Origin of the sequence: Streptomyces sp. NPDC086147 (assembly GCF_040702165.1) — a bacterium.
Classification (GTDB): Bacteria; Actinomycetota; Actinomycetes; order Streptomycetales; family Streptomycetaceae; genus Streptomyces.
Window position 1 is genome coordinate 515,658 of record NZ_JBFBJO010000003.1, and the last position, 19,804, is coordinate 535,461.

The window sequence follows — 19,804 nt, forward strand, 5'->3', positions numbered from 1 at the left end:
TCAGGTCGCGGGCGGGGCCCCCGGGGCTCCCGCCGGGCCTGTCGGGTCCGCAGGGTTCGTCGGGTCCGCAGGGTCTGTCGAATCCACAGGGTCTGCAGGGCCCGCCTGGTCGGCCGGTACCGCCTCCGAACTCGCAGGCGCCTCCGAGCGGGCAGGCACCTCCGAGCGCGCAGGCACCTCCCGCTCCTCCGGCGCCTCGCGGAGGAGTTCCGTGAGGAGGCGGACCGCGCCGCGCTTGTGGAGGGGGTCGTTGCCGTTACCGCACTTCGGGGACTGGATGCAGGAGGGGCAGCCCGCCTCGCACTCGCAGGAGGCGATGGCCTCCCGGGTGGCCGTCAGCCAGGCGCGGGCGGTGTGGAAGGCCCGCTCGGCGAAGCCCGCGCCGCCCGGGTGGCCGTCGTACACGAAGACGGTGGGCAGCAGGGTGTCGGGGTGGAGCGGTACGGAGACGCCGCCGATGTCCCAGCGGTCGCAGGTGGCGAAGAGCGGCAGCATGCCGATGGAGGCGTGTTCGGCGGCGTGCAGGGCGCCGCCGAGGATCTCCGGGTTGATCCGGGCGGCGTCGAGCTGGTCCTCGGTGACCGTCCACCAGACGGCGCGGGTGCGCAGGGTGCGGGGCGGCAGGTCGAGCTTGGTCTCGCCGAGCACCTCGCCCGTGATGAGACGGCGGCGGAGGAAGGAGACGACCTGGTTGGTGACCTCGACGGAGCCGTAGCAGAGGCGGCCGGCTCCCCAGGGGATCTCGGTGTCGGTGTCGAGGACGGAGAGGGAGGTGGTGTCGCGGGCGGTGGTGGAGTACGGCGGGACGGCCTCCTCCACGAGGGCCACGGAGTCCTTCAGGTCGAGCTCCCTGACCAGGTAGGTGCGGCCCTGGTGGAGGTGGACGGCGCCCTCGTGGACGGAGGTGTGGGAGGCGGCCTCGTCGACCGTGCCGAGGAGGCGGCCGGTGCCGGCCTCCACGATCCGCACGGGGCTGCCGCCGCCGCCCCGGATGTCGGTGAGGTCCGCAGCCCGCTCGCGGCGGGTCCAGTACCAGCCGGTGGAACGGCGGCGCAGCAGGCCGGCCGTCTCCAGCTGGGGGAGCAGGTCGGGGACGGCCGGGCCGAAGAGGGCCAGGTCGGGTTCGGTCAGCGGCAGCTCCGCCGCCGCGGCGCACAGGTGGGGGGCGAGGACGTAGGGGTTGTCGGGGTCCAGGACGGTCGACTCGACCGGCTGTTCGAAGATCGCCTCCGGGTGGTGGACCAGGAAGGTGTCCAGCGGGTCGTCCCGGGCGACCATGATCGCGAGGGCGCCCTCGCCCGAGCGGCCGGCGCGGCCCGCCTGCTGCCACAGGGAGGCCCGGGTGCCCGGGTATCCGGCGATCAGGACGGCGTCCAGGCCGGAGACGTCCACGCCCAGCTCCAGGGCGGTCGTGGCGGCCAGGCCCAGGAGCTCCCCGGAGTGCAGGGACCGCTCCAGGGCGCGGCGCTCCTCGGGCAGGTAACCGCCGCGGTAGGCGGCGACGCGGCGGGCCAGGGCGCGGTCGGTCTCGGCGAGGCGTTCCTGGGCGATCACCGAGATCAGCTCGGCGCCGCGCCGGGACCGCACGAAGGCGACCGAGCGGACGCCCTGCCGGGTCAGGTCGGTCAGCAGGTCGGCGGTCTCGGCGGTGGCCGTGCGGCGGACGGGCGCGCCGCGCTCCCCGTGCAGCTCGGTCAGCGGCGGCTCCCACAGCGCGAAGACCAGCTCGCCGCGCGGGGAGGCGTCGTCGGAGACCTCGGTGACCGGCAGGCCGGTGAGGCGGCCGGCGGCCCGGGCGGGGTCGGCGGAGGTGGCCGAGGCGAGGAGGAAGACCGGCTCGGAGCCGTACCGGGCGCAGATCCGGCGCAGGCGCCGCAGCACCTGGGCGACGTGGGAGCCGAAGACGCCCCGGTAGGTGTGGCACTCGTCGATCACGACGTAGCGCAGGGCGCGCAGGAAGGAGGACCACCGGGGGTGGGAGGGCAGGACGCCCCGGTGCAGCATGTCGGGGTTGGTCAGGACGAGGTTCGCGTACTGGTGGACCCACTCGCGCTCCTCGACCGGCGTGTCGCCGTCGTAGAGGGCGGGGCGGATCCGGTTGCCGAGCGGGGCGGACAGTTCCCGCACGGCGCGCCGCTGGTCGGCGGCGAGGGCCTTGGTGGGGGCGAGGTAGAGGGCGGTGGCCCCGCGCCCGTTGGGGGCCTCGGAGCCGTCCAGGAGGGTGGTGAGGACCGGGGCGAGGTAGGCGAGCGACTTGCCCGAGGCGGTACCGGTGGCGATCACCACGGACTCGCCGTCGAGGGCGTGCTCGGCGGCCTGTGCCTGATGGGCCCACGGATGCTCGATCCCGGCCTCCTGGATCGCCGAGATCACCTCCGGACGGATGCGGTGCGGCCAGACCGCATGACGACCCGCCCGGGCGGGCATGTGCTCCGTATGAGTGATGCGCGCGGCTCGGCTCTCGCCCGAGGAGAGTCGGTCGAGGACCATGCCGGGAGAGGGGCGGCTGCCCTTGTCCCCGGCGGGACGACTGGGGCGGTGATTCTTGGCCATCGGCATCGAGTGTGTCACTGCCATGACGGACAATGCTTCCAAGGCGTCGTGCATGGCTGTGGGTAAGTGATTGAATGCCATCGCGGCTGGCGATCCGTTCCTCGGCCCCGTCCGGGAGCCCCGGGAGAACGATCGCCCGATAGCAAGGTGCTGGAGGATCCGTGGACCTGTCCCTGTCGACTCGCAATGTGACCGGCGCTGGTGGTGACCGTACGGTCGTCGAGGTCGGTGGCGAGATTGATGTGTATACCGCGCCCAAGCTGCGCGAGCAGTTGGTCGAGTTGGTGAACGACGGCAGCTACCACCTGGTCGTCGATATGGAGAGCGTGGACTTCCTCGACTCCACCGGCCTCGGTGTGCTCGTCGGCGGCCTGAAGCGCGTGCGTGCCCACGAGGGCTCCCTGCGCCTCGTCTGCAACCAGGAGCGCATTCTCAAGATTTTCCGGATCACGGGCCTTACCAAGGTGTTCCCGATCCACACCTCGGTCGACGAGGCCGTCAACGCCGTCGACTGAGCCCAGGGGGTTCGCATGGCCACCGTTGAACTCCGCTTCAGCGCCCAGCCCGAGCACGTCCGCACGGCCCGCCTGGTGGCGGCCGCGGTGGCGCGCCGGGCGGGGGTGGACGAGGCGGTCCTCGACGAGGTGCGCCTCGCCGTCGGCGAGGCGTGTTCCCGTGCCGTCGGGCTGCACCGCAGCAACGACGTCACGACCCCCATCCGGGTCGTCCTGACCGAGGAGGAGAAGTCCTTCTCCATCGAGGTCGGCGACGAGGTGCCGGGCGCGGGGGTGGCGGCGGCCGATGCCGTCGGGGTTCCCGGCGCGCGCGCCGAGGCCCCGGTCGAGGACTTCGACGACGCCGACGGCGAGGACGAGATGGGTCTCGCGGTGATCCGCGGGCTCGTCGACGACGTCGAGGTGAGCGCCGGCACCGACGGCGGCACCCTCCGCATGACCTGGCCGGTGAGCCCGGCGGGCGTCCTGTCCTGAGACGCGCCCGGACCCGCAGGACGCGGCGGCAGCGGCGGTAGCGGCAGTACGAGAAGAGGCCCCGTCCTGCGGGGCCTCTTCTCGTACTCCGCTGTGCCCGGTTCGTGCCCCGGTGTGCCCGGTCCCGGGCGGGGCGGCCGTGATTGGTGCATCCGCGCGGGGGGCTTCCGGGTCCCCGTATGCACCGGTTCGTCTCCCTATGATCCGTCCCCATGGACCGATCCGCCCCCACGGACCCCGCTTCCCTCGCCCCGGACCCGGCTCTCCTCCCCATGGACCCCGTTTCCCTCTCCACGGGCCCTGTTTCCTTGCCCATGGGCCCCGCCTCCCTCCCCATGGATCCGGCTTCCCTCGCCACGGGCCCCGCCTCCCTCCCCACGGGCCCCGCGGACCCGGCTTCCCTCGCCGCGGCGGTGCTCACCAGTGGGAACCGGGTGATCGTGGTCGTCGTCGCGGCCGTCGCCCTCGCCGCGCTGGTCGTCGCGTGGTTCTTCGCCCGCCGGGTGCTCGCGGCCGGCGAGGGCACCGAGAGGATGCGGGAGATCGCCGCCGCCGTGCAGGAGGGGGCCAACGCCTACCTCGCGCGGCAGCTGCGGACCCTCGCCCTCTTCGCCGCCGCCGTGTTCCTCCTGCTCTTCGCGCTGCCGGCCGACACCTGGTCGCAGCGCGCCGGACGGTCCCTGTTCTTCCTGGTCGGGGCGTTGTTCTCGGCGGTCACCGGGTACATCGGCATGCGGCTCGCCGTACGGGCGAACGTCCGGGTCGCCGCGGCGGCCAGGGACGCCGCCCCGGCGCCGGGCGAACCGGAGAAGGACCCGGCCGAGGTCGCGCACCGGGCCATGCGGATCGCCTTCCGCACGGGCGGGGTCGTCGGCATGTGCACCGTCGGCCTCGGGCTGCTCGGCGTCGCCTGCGTCGTCCTCGTCTACGCCGCCGACGCGCCCAAGGTCCTGGAGGGGTTCGGGCTCGGCGCGGCGCTCATCGCCATGTTCATGCGCGTGGGCGGCGGCATCTTCACCAAGGCCGCCGACGTCGGCGCCGACCTGGTCGGCAAGGTCGAGCAGGGCATCCCCGAGGACGATCCGCGCAACGCCGCCACCATCGCCGACAACGTGGGGGACAACGTCGGCGACTGCGCCGGCATGGCGGCCGACCTCTTCGAGTCGTACGCCGTCACCCTCGTCGCCGCGCTCATCCTCGGCAAGGCGGCCTTCGGCGACCACGGCCTCGCCTTTCCGCTGATCGTGCCCGCGATCGGCGTGGTCACCGCCGTGATCGGCGTCCTCGCCGTCTCGCCCCGGCGGACCGACCGCGGCGGGATGAGCGCGATCAACCGGGGCTTCCTCGTCTCGGCGGTGATCTCGCTCGGGCTCGTCGCCGTCGCCGCCTTCACCTACCTGCCGTCCTCCTACGCCGACCTGGAGGGCGTCACCGAGCCGGGAATCCCCGGCCACGGGGGCGACCCGCGCGTCCTCGCCCTGGTCGCCGTCGCCCTCGGCATCGTCCTCGCCGCGCTCATCCAGCAGCTCACCGGCTACTTCACCGAGACGAGCCGGCGGCCCGTACGGGACATCGGGAAGTCCTCGCTCACCGGCCCCGCGACCGTCGTCCTCGCGGGCGTGGCCCTCGGCATGGAGTCCGCCGTCTACACGGCGCTCCTGATCGGGCTCACCGTGTACGGGGCGTTCCTGCTCGGCGGTACCTCGATCATGCTGGCGCTCTTCGCGGTCGCGCTCGCCGGGACGGGCCTGCTCACCACCGTCGGCGTGATCGTCGCCATGGACACCTTCGGCCCGGTCGCGGACAACGCCCAGGGCATCGCGGAGATGTCCGGGGACGTCGAGGGCGCGGGGGCGCGGGTCCTGACCGACCTGGACGCCGTCGGCAACACGACCAAGGCCATCACCAAGGGCATCGCCATCGCCACCGCCGTCCTGGCCGCCGCCGCGCTCTTCGGCTCGTACCGGGACGCCATCTCGACCGCGGTCGCCGACGTCGGCGCCGAGGCGGGCGGCCTGACGCTCTCGATGGACATCTCGCAGCCCAACAACCTCTTCGGCCTGATCCTCGGCTCCTCGGTCGTCTTCCTCTTCTCGGGCCTCGCGATCAACGCCGTGTCCCGGTCGGCGGGATCGGTGGTGTACGAGGTGCGGCGACAGTTCCGCGAGCACCCCGGGATCATGGACTTCACCGAGAAGCCGGAGTACGGACGGGTCGTCGACATCTGCACCAAGGACGCGCTGCGTGAACTCGCCACGCCCGGACTGCTCGCCGTGACGGCCCCGATCGCGGTGGGCTTCGCGCTCGGCGTCGGCCCGCTCGGCGCGTACCTCGCCGGGGCGATCGGGACGGGGGCGCTGATGGCGGTCTTCCTCGCCAACTCCGGTGGCGCCTGGGACAACGCGAAGAAGCTGGTCGAGGACGGGAACCACGGCGGCAAGGGCAGCGAGGCGCACGCGGCGACCGTCATCGGGGACACCGTCGGCGACCCGTTCAAGGACACGGCGGGACCGTCGATCAACCCGCTCCTGAAGGTGATGAACCTGGTCGCGCTCCTCATCGCCCCCGCGATCGTGCGGTTCGGCCACGGGGACGACGCGAACGCCTGGGTACGGGCGGCCGTCGCCGCGGTCGCGCTGCTCGTCGTGGTCGCCGCCGTGCTCCTCTCCAAGAGGCGCTCGGTGGAGGTCTCCTGACGCGGGATCCGTCTCGCCCAGGGAGACGGCGGAGGAGACGTGAGCGGTCTCTCCCTTGGTTCAAAAGGCTTCAATAGCGGATGAATCAGTCGTACGAAAGGTGGAAGTAGCCCGTTCGGCGTGTATGTTCCGGGGCCGAGAGCCTTGGAAGGGACCGAACCGGTGAACAAGAAGCTTGCGGCCGCACTGTCCGGCGGCGCGGTACTGGTGCTCGCGCTGTCGGGTTGCAGCGAAGACGAGGGCAACAAGGTGGACGACTGGGCGAAGACGTTCTGCGACCAGGCCAAGCCCCAGATCCAGAAGCGGGCCGACGCCCACCAGATCATCATCTCGACGGCGGCCGACAGCAAGCCCGCCGAGATCCAGGCCGCGGACTCGAAGGCGTTCCAGGACATCGCCAACGCCGACCGTGCCCTCGCGAAGGCCGTCGAGAGCGCCGGCGCCCCGCCCGTGGACAACGGCGAGAAGATCAAGCAGGACGCGATCAAGGAGCTCAACGAGACCGCGGTGGCCTACGAGGGGCTCAAGAAGCAGGTCGACGCCCTGGACCCGTCGAACCAGCAGAAGTTCGCGGACGGCCTCCAGAACGTCGCCAACGGGCTGACCAGGATCGAGAAGATGGACCAGAACGCCCTCGCCAAGCTGGAGGAGGGCGAACTCGGCAAGGCGATGGCCAAGCAGCCCGGCTGCCAGAAGCCCACCGCCTCGACCCCGCCGAAGTCCTCGGGCTCCGCCGCCCCGGGCGCCGGCTCCACCGCGGACGCGGGCGGCGCCGCCGAGCCCACCGGGAAGGCGTCCGCGCAGTCGGACGACAAGGCGTCCGCGAGGGCGTCCGCGAAGCCGGCCGAGAAGACCACGGCCGCCGAGAAGAGCGGAGAGTAGGCCTCCTGCGGTCCTCCCGCCGTCCGCCCGGGGCCCGGTGCCCCGGAAGGCCGGCGGGAGGCGATCGGACGGCCGCCCACGGACCGACCGCCCCGATGTCGGTGGCGGCCGATGTCGGTGGCGGCCGTCACAATGGGCGGGTGAGTACGACCAGCCTGACCTCCCGCCTCCCGGTGCCCGCGCACGCCACCCGTCTGCGCGAGGCGCTGCTCGCCGCCGACTTCACCGCCGACGGCCTGCTCGACCTGCTCGGCGCCCCCGCCTACGCGGCGCTCGCCCGCAGCGAGACCGTGCCCGCCCTGCGCGCCACCGGCGGCGACAGCCCGCTGGAGACCCTCGTCCGGCTCTTCCTGCTCCAGGAGCCCGTCGAGCACGCCCGGGCCGCCGCCGCGCTCCCGCTGGACGAGGCCGTCGCCGACGGCTGGGTGGTCCGCGAGGACGACACCGTGCGCGCCACCGTCGACGTCCGGCCGTACGGCGGGCCCGACGGCGAGGACTGGTTCATCGTCTCCGACCTGGGCTGCGCGGTCGGCGGCGCCGGGGGCATCGGCAAGAAGGACGAAGGGGTCGTCCTCGGCGTCGGCGGCGCCTCCACCACCCTGGCCGGCATCACCGTCCGCACACCGGTCTCCTCCGCGCTCGACCTCGGTACCGGCTCCGGCATCCAGGCGCTGCACGCGGCCCAGCACGCCACCCGGGTCACCGCCACCGACCTCAACCCGCGCGCCCTGGACTTCACCCGGCTCACGCTCGCCCTCTCCGGGGCCGCGGAGGCCGAGCTGGTCGCGGGCTCGCTCTTCGAGCCGGTCGGGGACGACACGTACGACCTGATCGTCTCCAACCCGCCGTTCGTGATCTCCCCCGGCGCCGGACTCACCTACCGGGACGGCGGGATGGGCGGCGACGACCTGTGCCGCACGCTCGTGCGGCAGGCGGGCGAGCGGCTGAACGACGGCGGGTACGCCCAGTTCCTCGCCAACTGGCAGCACGTGGACGGCGAGGAGTGGCAGGAGCGGCTGCGTTCCTGGGTGCCGCGCGGCTGCGACGCCTGGATCGTGCAGCGGGAGGTCCAGGACGTCACCCAGTACACCGAGCTGTGGCTGCGGGACAGCGGCGACCACCGGGGCGACCCGGCCGCCTACCGGGCCGCGTACGCCCGCTGGCTCGACGAGTTCGAGGCCCGCAGGACGCGCGCGGTCGGCTTCGGCTGGATCACGCTCCGGCGGAACGCGGCGGTGGCCTCCGGCGCGGTCGAGCCCTCGATCGTGATCGAGGAGTGGCCGCACCCGGTCGAGCAGCCCCTCGGGCCCGCCGTCCGCGCCCACTTCGAGCGCCAGGACTACCTGCGGACCCACGACGACGCCGCCCTCCTCGCCGACCGGTTCACGCTCGCGCCCGAGGTGGTCCAGGAGCAGGTCGGCCTGCCCGGCGCCGAGGACCCGGAGCACGTGGTGCTCCGGCAGAACCGGGGCATGCGCCGCGCGACCCGGGTGGACCACGTCGGCGCCGGGTTCGCCGGAGTCTGCGACGGCACCCTCAGCGCGGGCCGCATCCTCGACGCCATCGGGCAGCTCATGGGCGAGGACCCGGTCCTGCTGCGCGACCGCACCCCGCAGGCGATCCGGCTCCTCGTCGAGGAGGGCTTCCTGCTGCCCGTCGGGGAAGGGGCGGCGGAGGAGGGCGTGTGAGACGGGTCGGGCCGGCCGTTCGACCCGGGTCGGGCCGGCCGTTCGACGCGGACCGCGCTGGCGGTTCGACGAGGGTCGCGCCGCACGCCTGATCCGGATCGGGCCCTCCGTCCGGGCCCTCCGTCCGGGCCCTCCGTCCGGGCCCGAAAGGCCGGGCACGCATGTTCCGTTTCCCGGCGCCGCCCGGCTCGCGGCCGTCGGCGTAACGATCTCCCCCCGGGCTCCGCCCGACGTGGCCGTCCCGCCGGTGCCCGTCGGAACACCGCTGGTCGGGCCCCTCTTCCCGGTTCTCCTCTCCGTCCACCCGCGCCGGTGGACGGACACCGCCGACGCCCGCTCCCCCTCCGCGGAAACACCGCCTCCGTGGCTTCCGCCTCCCTCGTGCGGGCCGACACCGAGCCACGCTCGACGTGATGTGAGGAAAGAGGGGAGTGACATGAGTGACAGACGAGGGAGCAGGCGGGGGAGCGGGAGGAGTGAGGGGCGGGTCACTACCGGCCATCTTCGTCAAACCCGGCCGGGTGGCCCACGGCGTTCATCCGGAGTTCGCGCCCGCGTCTCCCGGGGGTGCGAGCCTCCCCTCCGGGAGACGAATCACCGCACGTGGACGGAACGGGGTACGGGCATGGAGAGCGGGCCGGCGATCTTCGCGGGAGCGGCGTTCACGCTGTTCGGAGGCGCGCTGCTGCTGTGGACCACCGTGCGCGCGCTGCACCGCGAGCCCGTCGCGCACGGCATCCCGCCGCGCACCGCGGTCGCGCTGACGAGCCTCTCCGGGGCCGCCTCCCTCGCCCTCGGCGTCTGGTGCTTCGGGCGCCTCTGACCACCTCCTCCGGTCCCGCCGCCGATCACCGGCGCGCACGCCCCGCCCCGCCGGTCCGGGAGTCCGGGCGGCAGGAATGCCAGGACTCGGGTTACCGTTCGAGTGGCCGTTGCGGGCTTTTGCCGTTTGACACGGGGGCGGGTTGTACCGTCACACTCCGCAGCGACGGGAGCGTCACCGTCCGTGCCGCTGCCGTCCGTGCCGGTGCCGTACGTGCCCGGTACGCGCGCCGTACGTGCCCTGAGAGTGCCGAACCGGAGAGAAGAGCGAAGTTGTCCCCGACCAGCGAGACCGCACACGGCGGCCGCCGACTCGTCATCGTCGAGTCGCCTGCCAAGGCGAAGACGATCAAGGGCTACCTCGGCCCCGGCTACGTCGTCGAGGCGAGCGTCGGGCACATCCGCGACCTCCCCAGCGGCGCCGCCGAGGTGCCCGAGAAGTACACCGGCGAGGTGCGCCGCCTCGGGGTCGACGTCGAGCACGACTTCCAGCCCGTCTACGTCGTCAACGCCGACAAGAAGGCGCAGGTCAGGAAGCTCAAAGAGCTGCTCGCCGAGTCCGACGAGCTCTACCTCGCCACCGATGAGGACCGCGAGGGCGAGGCCATCGCGTGGCACCTCCGGGAAGTCCTGAAACCCAAGGTCCCGGTCCACCGGATGGTCTTCCACGAGATCACCAAGGACGCGATCCGCGAGGCCGTCGCCAACCCGCGCGAGCTCAACCAGCGCATGGTCGACGCCCAGGAGACCCGCCGCATCCTCGACCGCCTCTACGGCTACGAGGTCTCGCCGGTCCTGTGGAAGAAGGTCATGCCGAAGCTGTCGGCGGGCCGCGTCCAGTCCGTCGCCACCCGGCTCGTCGTCGAGCGCGAGCGCGAGCGCATCGCCTTCCGCTCCGCCGAGTACTGGGACCTCACCGGTACCTTCTCCACCGGCCGCAAGGGTGACGCCTCCGACCCGTCCTCGCTGGTCGCGCGCCTCGCGGCGGTCGACGGCCGGCGCGTCGCGCAGGGCCGCGACTTCGGTCCCGACGGGCAGCTGAAGACCGCGAACGTCCTCCACCTGGACGAGCGGAACGCGCGGACGCTCGCCGCCGCGCTCGCCGACACCGCGTTCTCCGTGCGCTCGGTCGAGTCGAAGCCGTACCGCCGCTCCCCGTACGCCCCCTTCCGGACCACCACCCTCCAGCAGGAGGCGAGCCGCAAGCTGGGCTTCGGTGCGAAGGCGACCATGCAGGTGGCGCAGAAGCTGTACGAGAACGGCTTCATCACCTACATGCGTACGGACTCCACGATCCTGTCCGACACCGCCGTCAAGGCGGCCCGGGCGCAGGTCACGCACCTGTACGGCGCCGACTACCTGCCGGAGAAGCCCCGCGTCTACGCGGGCAAGGTCAAGAACGCGCAGGAGGCGCACGAGGCGATCCGGCCTTCGGGTGATCGTTTCCGCACTCCGGCGGAGACCGGTCTGACCGGCGACCAGTTCAAGCTGTACGAGCTGATCTGGAAGCGGACCGTCGCCTCCCAGATGAAGGACGCGACCGGCAACTCGGTCACCGTGAAGATCGGCGGCCGGGCCTCCGACGGCCGCGACGCCGAGTTCAGCGCCTCCGGCAAGACCATCACCTTCCACGGCTTCATGAAGGCGTACGTGGAGGGGGCCGACGACCCGAACGCCGAGCTCGACGACCGCGAGCGGCGCCTGCCGCAGGTCGCCGAGGGCGACGCGCTGTCCGCCGAGGAGATCACGGCGGACGGCCACGCGACCAAGCCGCCGGCCCGCTACACCGAGGCCTCGCTGGTCAAGGAGCTGGAAGAGCGCGAGATCGGCCGCCCGTCGACGTACGCCTCGATCATCGGCACCATCCTCGACCGCGGCTACGTCTTCAAGAAGGGCACGGCGCTCGTGCCGTCCTTCCTGAGCTTCGCCGTCGTCAACCTCCTGGAGAAGCACTTCGGGCGGCTCGTCGACTACGACTTCACCGCCCGCATGGAGGACGACCTCGACCGCATCGCGCGCGGCGAGGCCCAGTCCGTGCCGTGGCTGAAGCGCTTCTACTTCGGCGAGGGCGGGACCTCCGGCGAGGGCGGCGCGGCCGACGCCGGGAACGGCGACGGCGACCACCTCGGCGGCCTCAAGGAGCTCGTCACCGACCTCGGCGCCATCGACGCGCGCGAGATCTCCTCCTTCCCCGTCGGCAACGGCATCGTGCTCCGCGTCGGCCGCTACGGCGCGTACGTGGAGCGCGGCGAGAAGGGCCAGGAGGAGTACCAGAAGGCCGACGTGCCCGACGACCTCGCGCCCGACGAGCTGACCGTCGAACTCGCCGAGGAGCTGCTCGCCAAGCCGAGCGGCGACTTCGAGCTGGGCGCCGACCCCGTCAGCGGCCACCAGATCGTCGCGAAGGACGGCCGCTACGGCCCGTACGTCACCGAGATCCTGCCCGAGGGCACCCCGAAGACCGGCAAGAACGCGGTCAAGCCGCGCACCGCCTCGCTCTTCAAGTCGATGTCCCTCGACACGGTGACCCTGGAGGAGGCGCTCAAGCTGATGTCCCTGCCCCGGGTCGTCGGGGCGGACGCCGAGGGCGTCGAGATCACCGCGCAGAACGGCCGCTACGGCCCGTACCTGAAGAAGGGCACGGACTCGCGGTCGCTCACCGACGAGGAGCAGCTCTTCAGCATCACGCTCGACGAGGCCCTCGCGATCTACGCCCAGCCGAAGCAGCGAGGCCGGGCCGCGGCCAAGCCGCCGCTGAAGGAGCTGGGCACCGACCCGGTCAGCGAGAAGCCCGTGGTCGTCAAGGACGGGCGGTTCGGCCCGTACGTGACCGACGGCGAGACGAACGCGACGCTGCGGACCGACGACAGCGTGGAGACGATCACGCCCGAGCGCGGTTACGAGCTCCTCGCGGAGAAGCGGGCCAAGGGACCGGCCAAGAAGACCGCGAAGAAGGCCCCGGCGAAGAAGACCGCCGCGAAGAAGGCCACCCCCGCCAAGAAGACGGCGGCCAAGAAGACGGCCGCGAAGAAGACGACGGCGGCGAAGAGCACGACGGCGAAGACCGCGGCGGCGAAGAAGACCACCGCGTCCGCGAAGACGGCGTCGGCGAAGACGGAGTAGTCCTCCGGGGGAGACCCGGGACGACCACGAGGGGCGGGGGCCGACGGCCTCCGCCCCTCCGCCGTCCCCTCCGTCTCCCTCCTGTCACAGCCTCGTCCGGATGTTCGGGCGGGGGCCACGGGGAGTAAGGCCGTCCGGATAGGGTGGACGGATGACGCGAGCAGAGCAGCCAGACCGTCTCGGCGATTCCGACGCCGCACTCGTCGCGGATTCCCGGGAGCGCGCCGTACGCGCCCTCTTGCGCCACCAGCCGCTGCGCCGGCTGTGGAGCGCCCACCTGCTCGGCAGTACCGGCGACGCCCTCGCCCTCCTCGTCCTCGTCCTCCTCGGTTTCCAGGCGGCCGTGACGGAGGACGCGCTCGGGGGCGGCTACCGGGGGGCCGCGTTCGCCGTGGCCGCCGTCGTCGGCGCGCGCCTGCTGGCCTCGGTCCTCTTCGGGGCCGTCCTCCTCGGACCGCTCATCGCCCTCACCGGACCCGGCGGGAAGCTCGACCGGCGCTGGACCATGATCGGCGCCGACGGCGTGCGGATCGCGCTCCTCGTCATCGCGCCGCTGTGGATCGACTGGACCCCCGGCAGCGCCCTCTGGTACCTGCTCGGCACCGTCTTCGTCACCGGCGCGGCCGAACGGCTCTGGACGATCAGCCGCGAGGGTGCCGCGCCCGCGCTGCTGCCCGCTCCGCCGCTGGAGGGCGCCGCCGTACGGCCGCTGCCCGACCACCTCGGGACGCTGCGCACGCTGTCCCTGCGCACCGGCTTCCTGGCCGTCCCGGCCGCGGCCGCCGTCCTGCTCGTCGCCACGCTCGTCGGCGAGCTGCTGGGCGTCGGACTGGACTGGTTCTCGCTGCACAGCGCCGCCCTCGGCTCGTACGTCGCCGCCGGCCTGTTCGCCGCCTCCGTCACCGTCCTGTACGCGATGGCCCTGCCCGGCGGGGAGACCCCCCGGCCCCGTTCGCCCCTGGAGGGGCTGCGCCGGCCGTCCGCGAAGAAGACGGACCCCGACAAGGACGGCGGGGACGGCGAGGGAGGCAAGGGCGGCGCCGTGGGGAAGGCCGGCCGCACCGGGGTCCTGTCCCTCCTCGTCCTCGCCTGCGCCACCGTCGCCGGGGCGATCGCCGCGGCCGCGTCCGTCGCCGTGCTCCACGCGGACGACCTGGGCGGCGGCCCCGTCGCGTACGCCCTCCTGATCCTGGCCCTCAGCGGCGCCACCGCCGTCGGCATCCGCACCGCGGGCTCCGTGCTGCCCGTCCTGTCCCGGCGCCGGCTGCTCGCCCTCGCGATCACCGTCACCGGGGTCGCCCTGATCGCCGCGGGCCTGGTCCCGGACACGGCGACCGTCCTGTTCCTCTCCGTCCTCGCCGGATACGCGGCCGGGGTCGCCGCCCACACCGGTCACGTCCTCGTCGACCAGGAGACCGAGGAGCCCCGCCGGGCGCGGACCACCGAGCACCTCCAGGCCACCGCCCGCCTCGCGATGGGCGTCGGCGCGCTCGCCGCCCCGCTGCTCGCCGCCGCGATCGGGCCGCACCGGCTCGCCTCCGGCAGCTCCGTCCTGGAGCACGGCGGCGCCGCCTTCACGCTCGCCCTCACCGGCGCCCTGCTGCTCCCGGTCGCCGCGCTCGTCCTCGCCAAGGCCGACGACCGGGCGGGCGTCCCGCTCCGGCGCGACCTGCGCGACGCGCTGCGCGGCTCCGACCCGGCCCAGACGCCGTCCCCGACCGGCTTCTTCATCGCCCTGGAGGGCGGCGACGGCGCCGGGAAGTCCACCCAGGTCCAGGCGCTCGCCGACTGGATCCGGGCCAAGGGCCACGAGGTCGTCGTCACCCGCGAGCCCGGCGCCACGCCGATCGGCAAGCGGCTCCGCTCGATCCTCCTCGACGTGTCGTCGGCGGGGCTCTCGAACCGGGCCGAGGCCCTCCTGTACGCGGCAGACCGCGCCGAGCACGTCGACTCACTGGTCCGGCCGGCCCTGGAGCGGGGCGCGATCGTCCTCTCCGACCGGTACATCGACTCGTCCGTCGCCTACCAGGGCGCGGGCCGCGACCTGTCCCCGACCGAGATCGCCCGCATCTCCCGCTGGGCCACCGACGGCCTCGTCCCGCACCTGACCGTCGTGCTCGACGTCTCCCCGGAGACCGCGCGGGAACGGTTCACCGAGGCGCCCGACCGGCTGGAGTCCGAGCCGCCGGAGTTCCACGCGCGCGTACGGGCCGGTTTCCTCGCCCTCGCGGCCGCCGACCCCAGCCGCTACCTCGTCGTCGACGCCGGCCAGGAGCCGGAGGCCGTCACCACCGTCGTGCGTCACCGGCTCGACCGGATGCTGCCGCTCTCCGAGGCCGAGGTGAAGGCCGCCGAGGAGGCCCGCCGCAAGGCGGAGGAGGAGGCGCGGCGCAGGGCCGAGGAGGAGGCCGCCCGCAAGGCCGAGGAGGAGCGCCTGGAGCGCGAGCGCCAGGCGCAGCTCGCCAAGCTGCGCGCCGAGGAGGAGGAGCGCAAGCGGCGCGAGGAGGAAGAGGCGCGCCGTCTGGAGGCCGAACGGCAGGCGGAGGAGGCCCGCCGGAAGGCCGAGGAGGAGCGGATCGCCGCCGAGGAGGAGCGCAAGCGCCTCGCGGCGGAGGAGAAGGCCCGCGAGGAAGAGGAGGAGCGGCTCCGCAAGGAGGCCGAGGAGGAGGCCCGGCTGCGGGCCGAGGCCGAGGCGCGCCGCCTGGAGAAGCAGCGCAAGGCCGAGGAGGCGCTGCTCCGCGCCGAGGAGGCCCGCCGGGCCGCCGAGGCCGCCGCCGCGGCGAAGGCTGCGGAGGAGGCCGCGGCGAAGGCGGCCGCGGAGAGGCTCGCGGCCGAGGCCGCCGCGAAGGCCGCCGCCGAGCGCGCCGCCGCCGAACGCGCCGCGGCGGAGCAGGCCGCCGCCCAGCGGGCGGCCGAGGCGAAGGAGGCCCGGGAGCGGGCCGCCCGTGAGCAGGCGTCCCGCGAGAAGGCCGCGGCGGAGCGGGCGGCGGCCGAGGCCGAGGCGGCCGCCGAGCGGGAGGCCCGCGCGAAGGCCGCGGAGGCGTCGGAGCGGGCGGAGCGGAAGAAGGCCGAGGCCGCGGCCCGTGCCGCCGCCGAGCGCGCCGCCCGCGCCGCCGAGGTGTCGGCGAACGAGGTCACCGTGCCGACGCCGGTCGTGAAGCCGGACGGGCCGCGCCCCTCGGAGCGGGACGCCCCGAGCGTCTCGCCCGACGAGGTCACCGTGGCCACGCCGATCGTCCGCCTTGACGGGGAGCCCCGACCGGAGGCGGAGACGGCCGTGCTGCCGCAGGTCCGCGAGGACCGGGGCGTTGACGAGACGGCCGTACTGCCGCAGGTCCGCGAGGACCGGGGTGTGGACGAGACGGCCGTACTGCCTCCCGTACGGGATCCTCGGGAGTCTCGCGATCCCCGGGAGTCCCGTGATCCTCGGGAGAGCCGTGAGTCCGGGGCTGCCCATGAGGGTCGCGCTTCCCGTGAGTCCCGGGCCCCCCGGGCGTCCTCCGGCTCCGCCGCCGACCGGCTGCCGAAGGACTTCTTCCGCGACGAGCGGGGTGCGGGTGCCGGTTCCGGTGCCGGTGGTGCCGGTGGTTCCGGTGGTTCCGGTGGTGCGCGTCAGGACGAGCCGCACGGGGCGAACGACCGCACCAGGGAGCTGCCCCAGCTCGACGAGAACGGCCGGCCGCGCCGCCGCTCCGACTGGGCCGAGGAGACCCCGCTCGACGACCTGCCGACGCTGGCGGACGAGCTGTTCGGCCCGCACGAGGACGAGGACGAGGAGCCCCGGCGCCGCCGCTGACGCCTCCGCGTTCTTCCTTCCGGCCGGGGCCTTCGGGTTCCCGGCCGGACGTCGTTCCGCGCCTCCGTGCCCCGCCCGGTGGACCGGGGCCGTTCACAGGACCGCCCTGCGGTGGACGGGGGCTGTCAGAGGACTGCCCCACAATGGAGGGCGTACCTGAGGAGGGGCAGACATGGCCGTATGGGACGACCTGGTCGGACAGAGCCAGGTCGAGGAGCAGCTCACGGCCGCCGCGCGCGACGCCGACGCGTTCGTGACCGCCCACGAGAACGGCGAGCCCGTCCCCGGGGCCTCGAAGATGACCCACGCCTGGCTCTTCACGGGCCCGCCGGGGGCCGGCCGGGTCGACGCCGCGCGGGCCTTCGCGGCGGCCCTCCAGTGCGTGAGCCCCGACCGCGCCCTCGGCGGGACGCCGGGCTGCGGCTTCTGCACCGGCTGCCACACGACGATGATCGGCACCCACGCCGACCTCACGACGGTCTCCGCCGTCGGTACGCAGATCCTCGTCGGCGACATGCGCGACACCGTCCGCAAGTCCTTCACCGCACCGGCCAACGGCCGCTGGCAGGTCATCCTGGTCACCGACGCCGAGCGGCTCAACGAGCGCTCGGGCAACGCGGTCCTGAAGGCCGTGGAGGAGCCCGCCCCCCGCACCGTCTGGCTGCTCTGCGCCCCGTCCCTGGACGACGTGCTGCCCACGATCCGCTCCCGCTGCCGCCACCTGAGCCTGCGGACCCCCTCGGTGGAGGCCGTGGCCGACGTGCTCGTGCGGCGCGACGGCATCGAGCCCGGGATCGCCCTGGCCGCCGCCCGGGCCGGGCAGGGGCACGTCGACCGGGCCCGTCGGCTCGCCACGGACGAGCGGGCCCGCGCGCGCCGCGCCGTCGTCCTCAGGCTGCCGGCGCGGGTCGCGGACATCGGCGGCTGCTTCAAGGCCGCCCAGGAGCTGGTCGACGCGGCCGCCGAGGACGCGAAGCAGGTCGCGGAGGAGATCGACACCAAGGAGACCGAGGAGCTGAAGGCGGCGCTCGGGGCCGTGCAGGGCGGGCGGATGCCGCGCGGCACGGCCGGGATGATGAAGGAGCTGGAGGAGAAGCAGAAGCGGCGCGGCCGCCGGACCCAGCTCGACAGCCTGGGCCTCGCCCTCACCGACCTGACCGGCTTCTATCGGGACGTCCTCGCCCTCCAGCTCCGCTCCCGCGCGCCCCTGACGAACGAGGACGTGCGGGACGCCCTGGAGTCCGTCGCCCGCGCCACCGCCCCGGAGGTGACCCTCCGCCGCATCGAGGCCGTCCTCGCCTGCCGCGAGGCCCTCGACCGGAACGTGGCGCCGCTGCTCGCGGTGGAGGCGATGACGATGGCGCTGCGGTAGGGGGACGGTTCGAGAGCCTCGCGGCAGGGCCGGTCACGACGTACGGCGGAAGCGTCCCGTACACGACCCGTCACGACGTCGCCGGAAGCGTCCCGTACACGACCCGTCACGATTGGACACGTTCCGTACCGGTCCGGATACGCTCCGGGGATGGACTCCAGGCGCTTGCTCCGTACGTCCGCCACGGCCCTCGCCGCGGCCGGCCTCATCCTCTCCGGCTGCTCGGGCGGGAGCGACGCCGCGCCCCGTACGACGGCCCAGGGGCAGCCGGCGCCCTCCGCCGCGCCCGAGACGCTGAAGAAGTTCTACGCGCAGAAGCTGAAATGGCGGGACTGCGGGGTGGAGGGCTTCCAGTGCGCGACCCTGAAGGCCCCGCTGGACTACGCGAAGCCGGAGGCCGGGGAGATCGAGCTGGCGGTCTCCCGGGTGCGGGCCACGGGGCCGGGGAAGCGGATCGGTTCGCTCCTGGTCAACCCCGGCGGGCCCGGCGGCTCCGCCGTCGGCTACCTCCAGGGGTACGCGGGCATCGGCTACCCGGCTCCCGTCCGCGCCCGCTACGACATGGTGGCCGTCGACCCGCGCGGGGTCGCCCGCAGCGAGCCGGTCGAGTGCCTGACGGGCCCGGAGATGGACGCGTACACCCAGATCGACCAGACGCCTGACGACGCGGCCGAGACCGACGCGCTCGGCGCCGCCTTCAAGGAGTTCGCGGACGGCTGCGCGAAGCGCTCGGGGAAGGTCCTGCCGCACGTCTCCACGGTCGAGACGGCCCGCGACATGGACGTGCTGCGGGCGGTCCTCGGCGACGAGAGGCTGAACTACGTCGGGGCGTCGTACGGCACGTTCCTCGGCGCCACCTACGCCGAGCTGTTCCCCGGCCGGGTCGGGCGGCTCGTCCTCGACGGGGCGATGGACCCCTCGCTCTCCGCGATCGACCTCAACCGCGACCAGACGGCCGGTTTCGAGACGGCCTTCCGCGCCTTCGCCGCCGACTGCGTCGCCAAGGCGGACTGCCCGCTGGGCACCGGCTCTGTCCCGGCGGCCGGCGAGGCGCTGAAGAAGTTCTTCCGCGCCGTGGACGCCGAGCCGCTGCCGACGGGGGAGAGCCGGAAGCTCGGCGAGTCCCTCGCCACCACGGGCGTGATCGCGGCGATGTACGACGAGGGCGCCTGGCCCCAGCTCCGCGAGGCCCTCACCCAGGCGAAGGGCGGCCGGGGGGCGGGCCTCCTGGCGCTCGCGGACAGCTACTACGAGCGCGAGCCGGACGGCGAGTACGCCAACCTGATGGCCGCCAACGCCGCCGTGAACTGCCTCGACCTGCCGGCCGCCTACCGGGGCCCCGCCGACGCGGCGAAGGCCGTCCCGTCCTTCGAGAAGGCCTCCCCGGTCTTCGGCGCGGGCCTGGCCTGGGCGGCCCTCAACTGCACCTACTGGCCGTCCCCGGCCACCGGCCGCCCTCACCGCATCACGGCCGAGGGCGCCGCCCCGATCCTGGTCGTCGGCACCACCCGCGACCCGGCCACCCCGTACAAGTGGGCCGAGTCCCTCGCCGGCCAGCTCTCCTCCGGCACCCTCCTGACCTACGAGGGCGACGGCCATACCGCCTACGGCCGGGGCAGCGACTGCGTCGACACGGCGATCAACACCTACCTCCTCGAAGGCACCCCTCCGACAGACGGAAAGCGCTGCTCGTAGGCCCTCTCCGGGGGTGGTCGGAGCACCCGGGGAAACTGTGTAGACTTGGCGACGCCGCTGCACCCACCATGGGACCGCACGGCTTGCCGCCTTAGCTCAGCTGGCCAGAGCAACGCACTCGTAATGCGTAGGTCTCGGGTTCGAATCCCGAAGGCGGCTCAGAGGGAAGCCAGGTCAGATCATTTCTG

Annotated in this window: 11 protein-coding genes and 1 tRNA gene; 11 read left to right on the forward strand and 1 reads right to left on the reverse strand. The window is 73.7% G+C overall.

Annotated elements, in window-relative coordinates; translation table 11 throughout:
* Window positions 1-2,634 carry a DEAD/DEAH box helicase gene (locus AB0398_RS10520; protein WP_366373612.1) on the reverse strand — a complete coding sequence of 878 codons (2,634 nt, stop codon included), beginning with the start codon at window positions 2,632-2,634 and terminating at the stop codon, window positions 1-3.
* 80 nt (window positions 2,635-2,714) lie between these two features.
* Here AB0398_RS10520 and AB0398_RS10525 point away from each other — a divergent pair, with 80 nt between their 5' ends.
* From AB0398_RS10525 to AB0398_RS10575, 11 genes are all read left to right on the forward strand, one after another.
* Window positions 2,715-3,068 (forward strand): STAS domain-containing protein, encoded by a 354-nt coding sequence (locus AB0398_RS10525; protein WP_030205962.1) that lies wholly within the window; start codon window positions 2,715-2,717, stop codon window positions 3,066-3,068.
* Window positions 3,069-3,083: 15 nt separating this feature from the next.
* The gene (locus AB0398_RS10530) at window positions 3,084-3,542 is read left to right on the forward strand and encodes an ATP-binding protein (protein ID WP_366373614.1); all 459 of its coding nucleotides are present in this window, start codon (window positions 3,084-3,086) and stop codon (window positions 3,540-3,542) included.
* A gap of 335 nt (window positions 3,543-3,877) precedes the next feature.
* Window positions 3,878-6,238 carry a sodium-translocating pyrophosphatase gene (locus tag AB0398_RS10535; RefSeq protein ID WP_366373616.1) on the forward strand — a complete coding sequence of 787 codons (2,361 nt, stop codon included), beginning with the start codon at window positions 3,878-3,880 and terminating at the stop codon, window positions 6,236-6,238.
* Window positions 6,239-6,400: 162 nt separating this feature from the next.
* On the forward strand, window positions 6,401-7,120 hold the full coding sequence (locus AB0398_RS10540; RefSeq protein ID WP_366373618.1) for a small secreted protein: 720 nt from the start codon (window positions 6,401-6,403) through the stop codon (window positions 7,118-7,120).
* 140 nt (window positions 7,121-7,260) lie between these two features.
* The gene (locus AB0398_RS10545; RefSeq protein WP_366373620.1) at window positions 7,261-8,808 is read left to right on the forward strand and encodes a methyltransferase; all 1,548 of its coding nucleotides are present in this window, start codon (window positions 7,261-7,263) and stop codon (window positions 8,806-8,808) included.
* A 625-nt stretch (window positions 8,809-9,433) separates the two neighbouring features.
* Window positions 9,434-9,631, forward strand: coding sequence for a hypothetical protein (locus tag AB0398_RS10550; RefSeq protein ID WP_366373622.1), 198 nt, complete (start codon window positions 9,434-9,436; stop codon window positions 9,629-9,631).
* Between the two features lie 272 nt (window positions 9,632-9,903).
* A complete protein-coding gene (topA, locus tag AB0398_RS10555) occupies window positions 9,904-12,753 on the forward strand; it encodes a type I DNA topoisomerase (protein WP_366373624.1) in 2,850 nt (949 codons plus the stop codon).
* 151 nt (window positions 12,754-12,904) lie between these two features.
* Window positions 12,905-16,549 carry a dTMP kinase gene (tmk, locus tag AB0398_RS10560; protein ID WP_366373626.1) on the forward strand — a complete coding sequence of 1,215 codons (3,645 nt, stop codon included), beginning with the start codon at window positions 12,905-12,907 and terminating at the stop codon, window positions 16,547-16,549.
* 172 nt (window positions 16,550-16,721) lie between these two features.
* Window positions 16,722-17,921, forward strand: coding sequence for a DNA polymerase III subunit delta' (locus AB0398_RS10565; protein WP_366373628.1), 1,200 nt, complete (start codon window positions 16,722-16,724; stop codon window positions 17,919-17,921).
* Window positions 17,922-18,071: 150 nt separating this feature from the next.
* Window positions 18,072-19,616 carry an alpha/beta hydrolase gene (locus AB0398_RS10570; RefSeq protein ID WP_366373630.1) on the forward strand — a complete coding sequence of 515 codons (1,545 nt, stop codon included), beginning with the start codon at window positions 18,072-18,074 and terminating at the stop codon, window positions 19,614-19,616.
* Window positions 19,617-19,701: 85 nt separating this feature from the next.
* Window positions 19,702-19,775, forward strand: a tRNA-Thr gene (locus tag AB0398_RS10575).
* Window positions 19,776-19,804 lie beyond the last annotated feature (29 nt).

Bases quoted from the DNA above. Each gene is read 5' to 3' on its own strand.
- tmk (WP_366373626.1), top strand. From the start codon at position 12,905: ATGACGCGAGCAGAGCAGCCAGACCGTCTCGGCGATTCCGACGCCGCA.
- AB0398_RS10550 (WP_366373622.1), top strand. From the start codon at position 9,434: ATGGAGAGCGGGCCGGCGATCTTCGCGGGAGCGGCGTTCACGCTGTTC.
- AB0398_RS10520 (WP_366373612.1), bottom strand. From the start codon at position 2,634: ATGGCATTCAATCACTTACCCACAGCCATGCACGACGCCTTGGAAGCA.
- AB0398_RS10535 (WP_366373616.1), top strand. From the start codon at position 3,878: ATGGATCCGGCTTCCCTCGCCACGGGCCCCGCCTCCCTCCCCACGGGC.
- AB0398_RS10565 (WP_366373628.1), top strand. From the start codon at position 16,722: ATGGCCGTATGGGACGACCTGGTCGGACAGAGCCAGGTCGAGGAGCAG.
- AB0398_RS10530 (WP_366373614.1), top strand. From the start codon at position 3,084: ATGGCCACCGTTGAACTCCGCTTCAGCGCCCAGCCCGAGCACGTCCGC.
- AB0398_RS10570 (WP_366373630.1), top strand. From the start codon at position 18,072: ATGGACTCCAGGCGCTTGCTCCGTACGTCCGCCACGGCCCTCGCCGCG.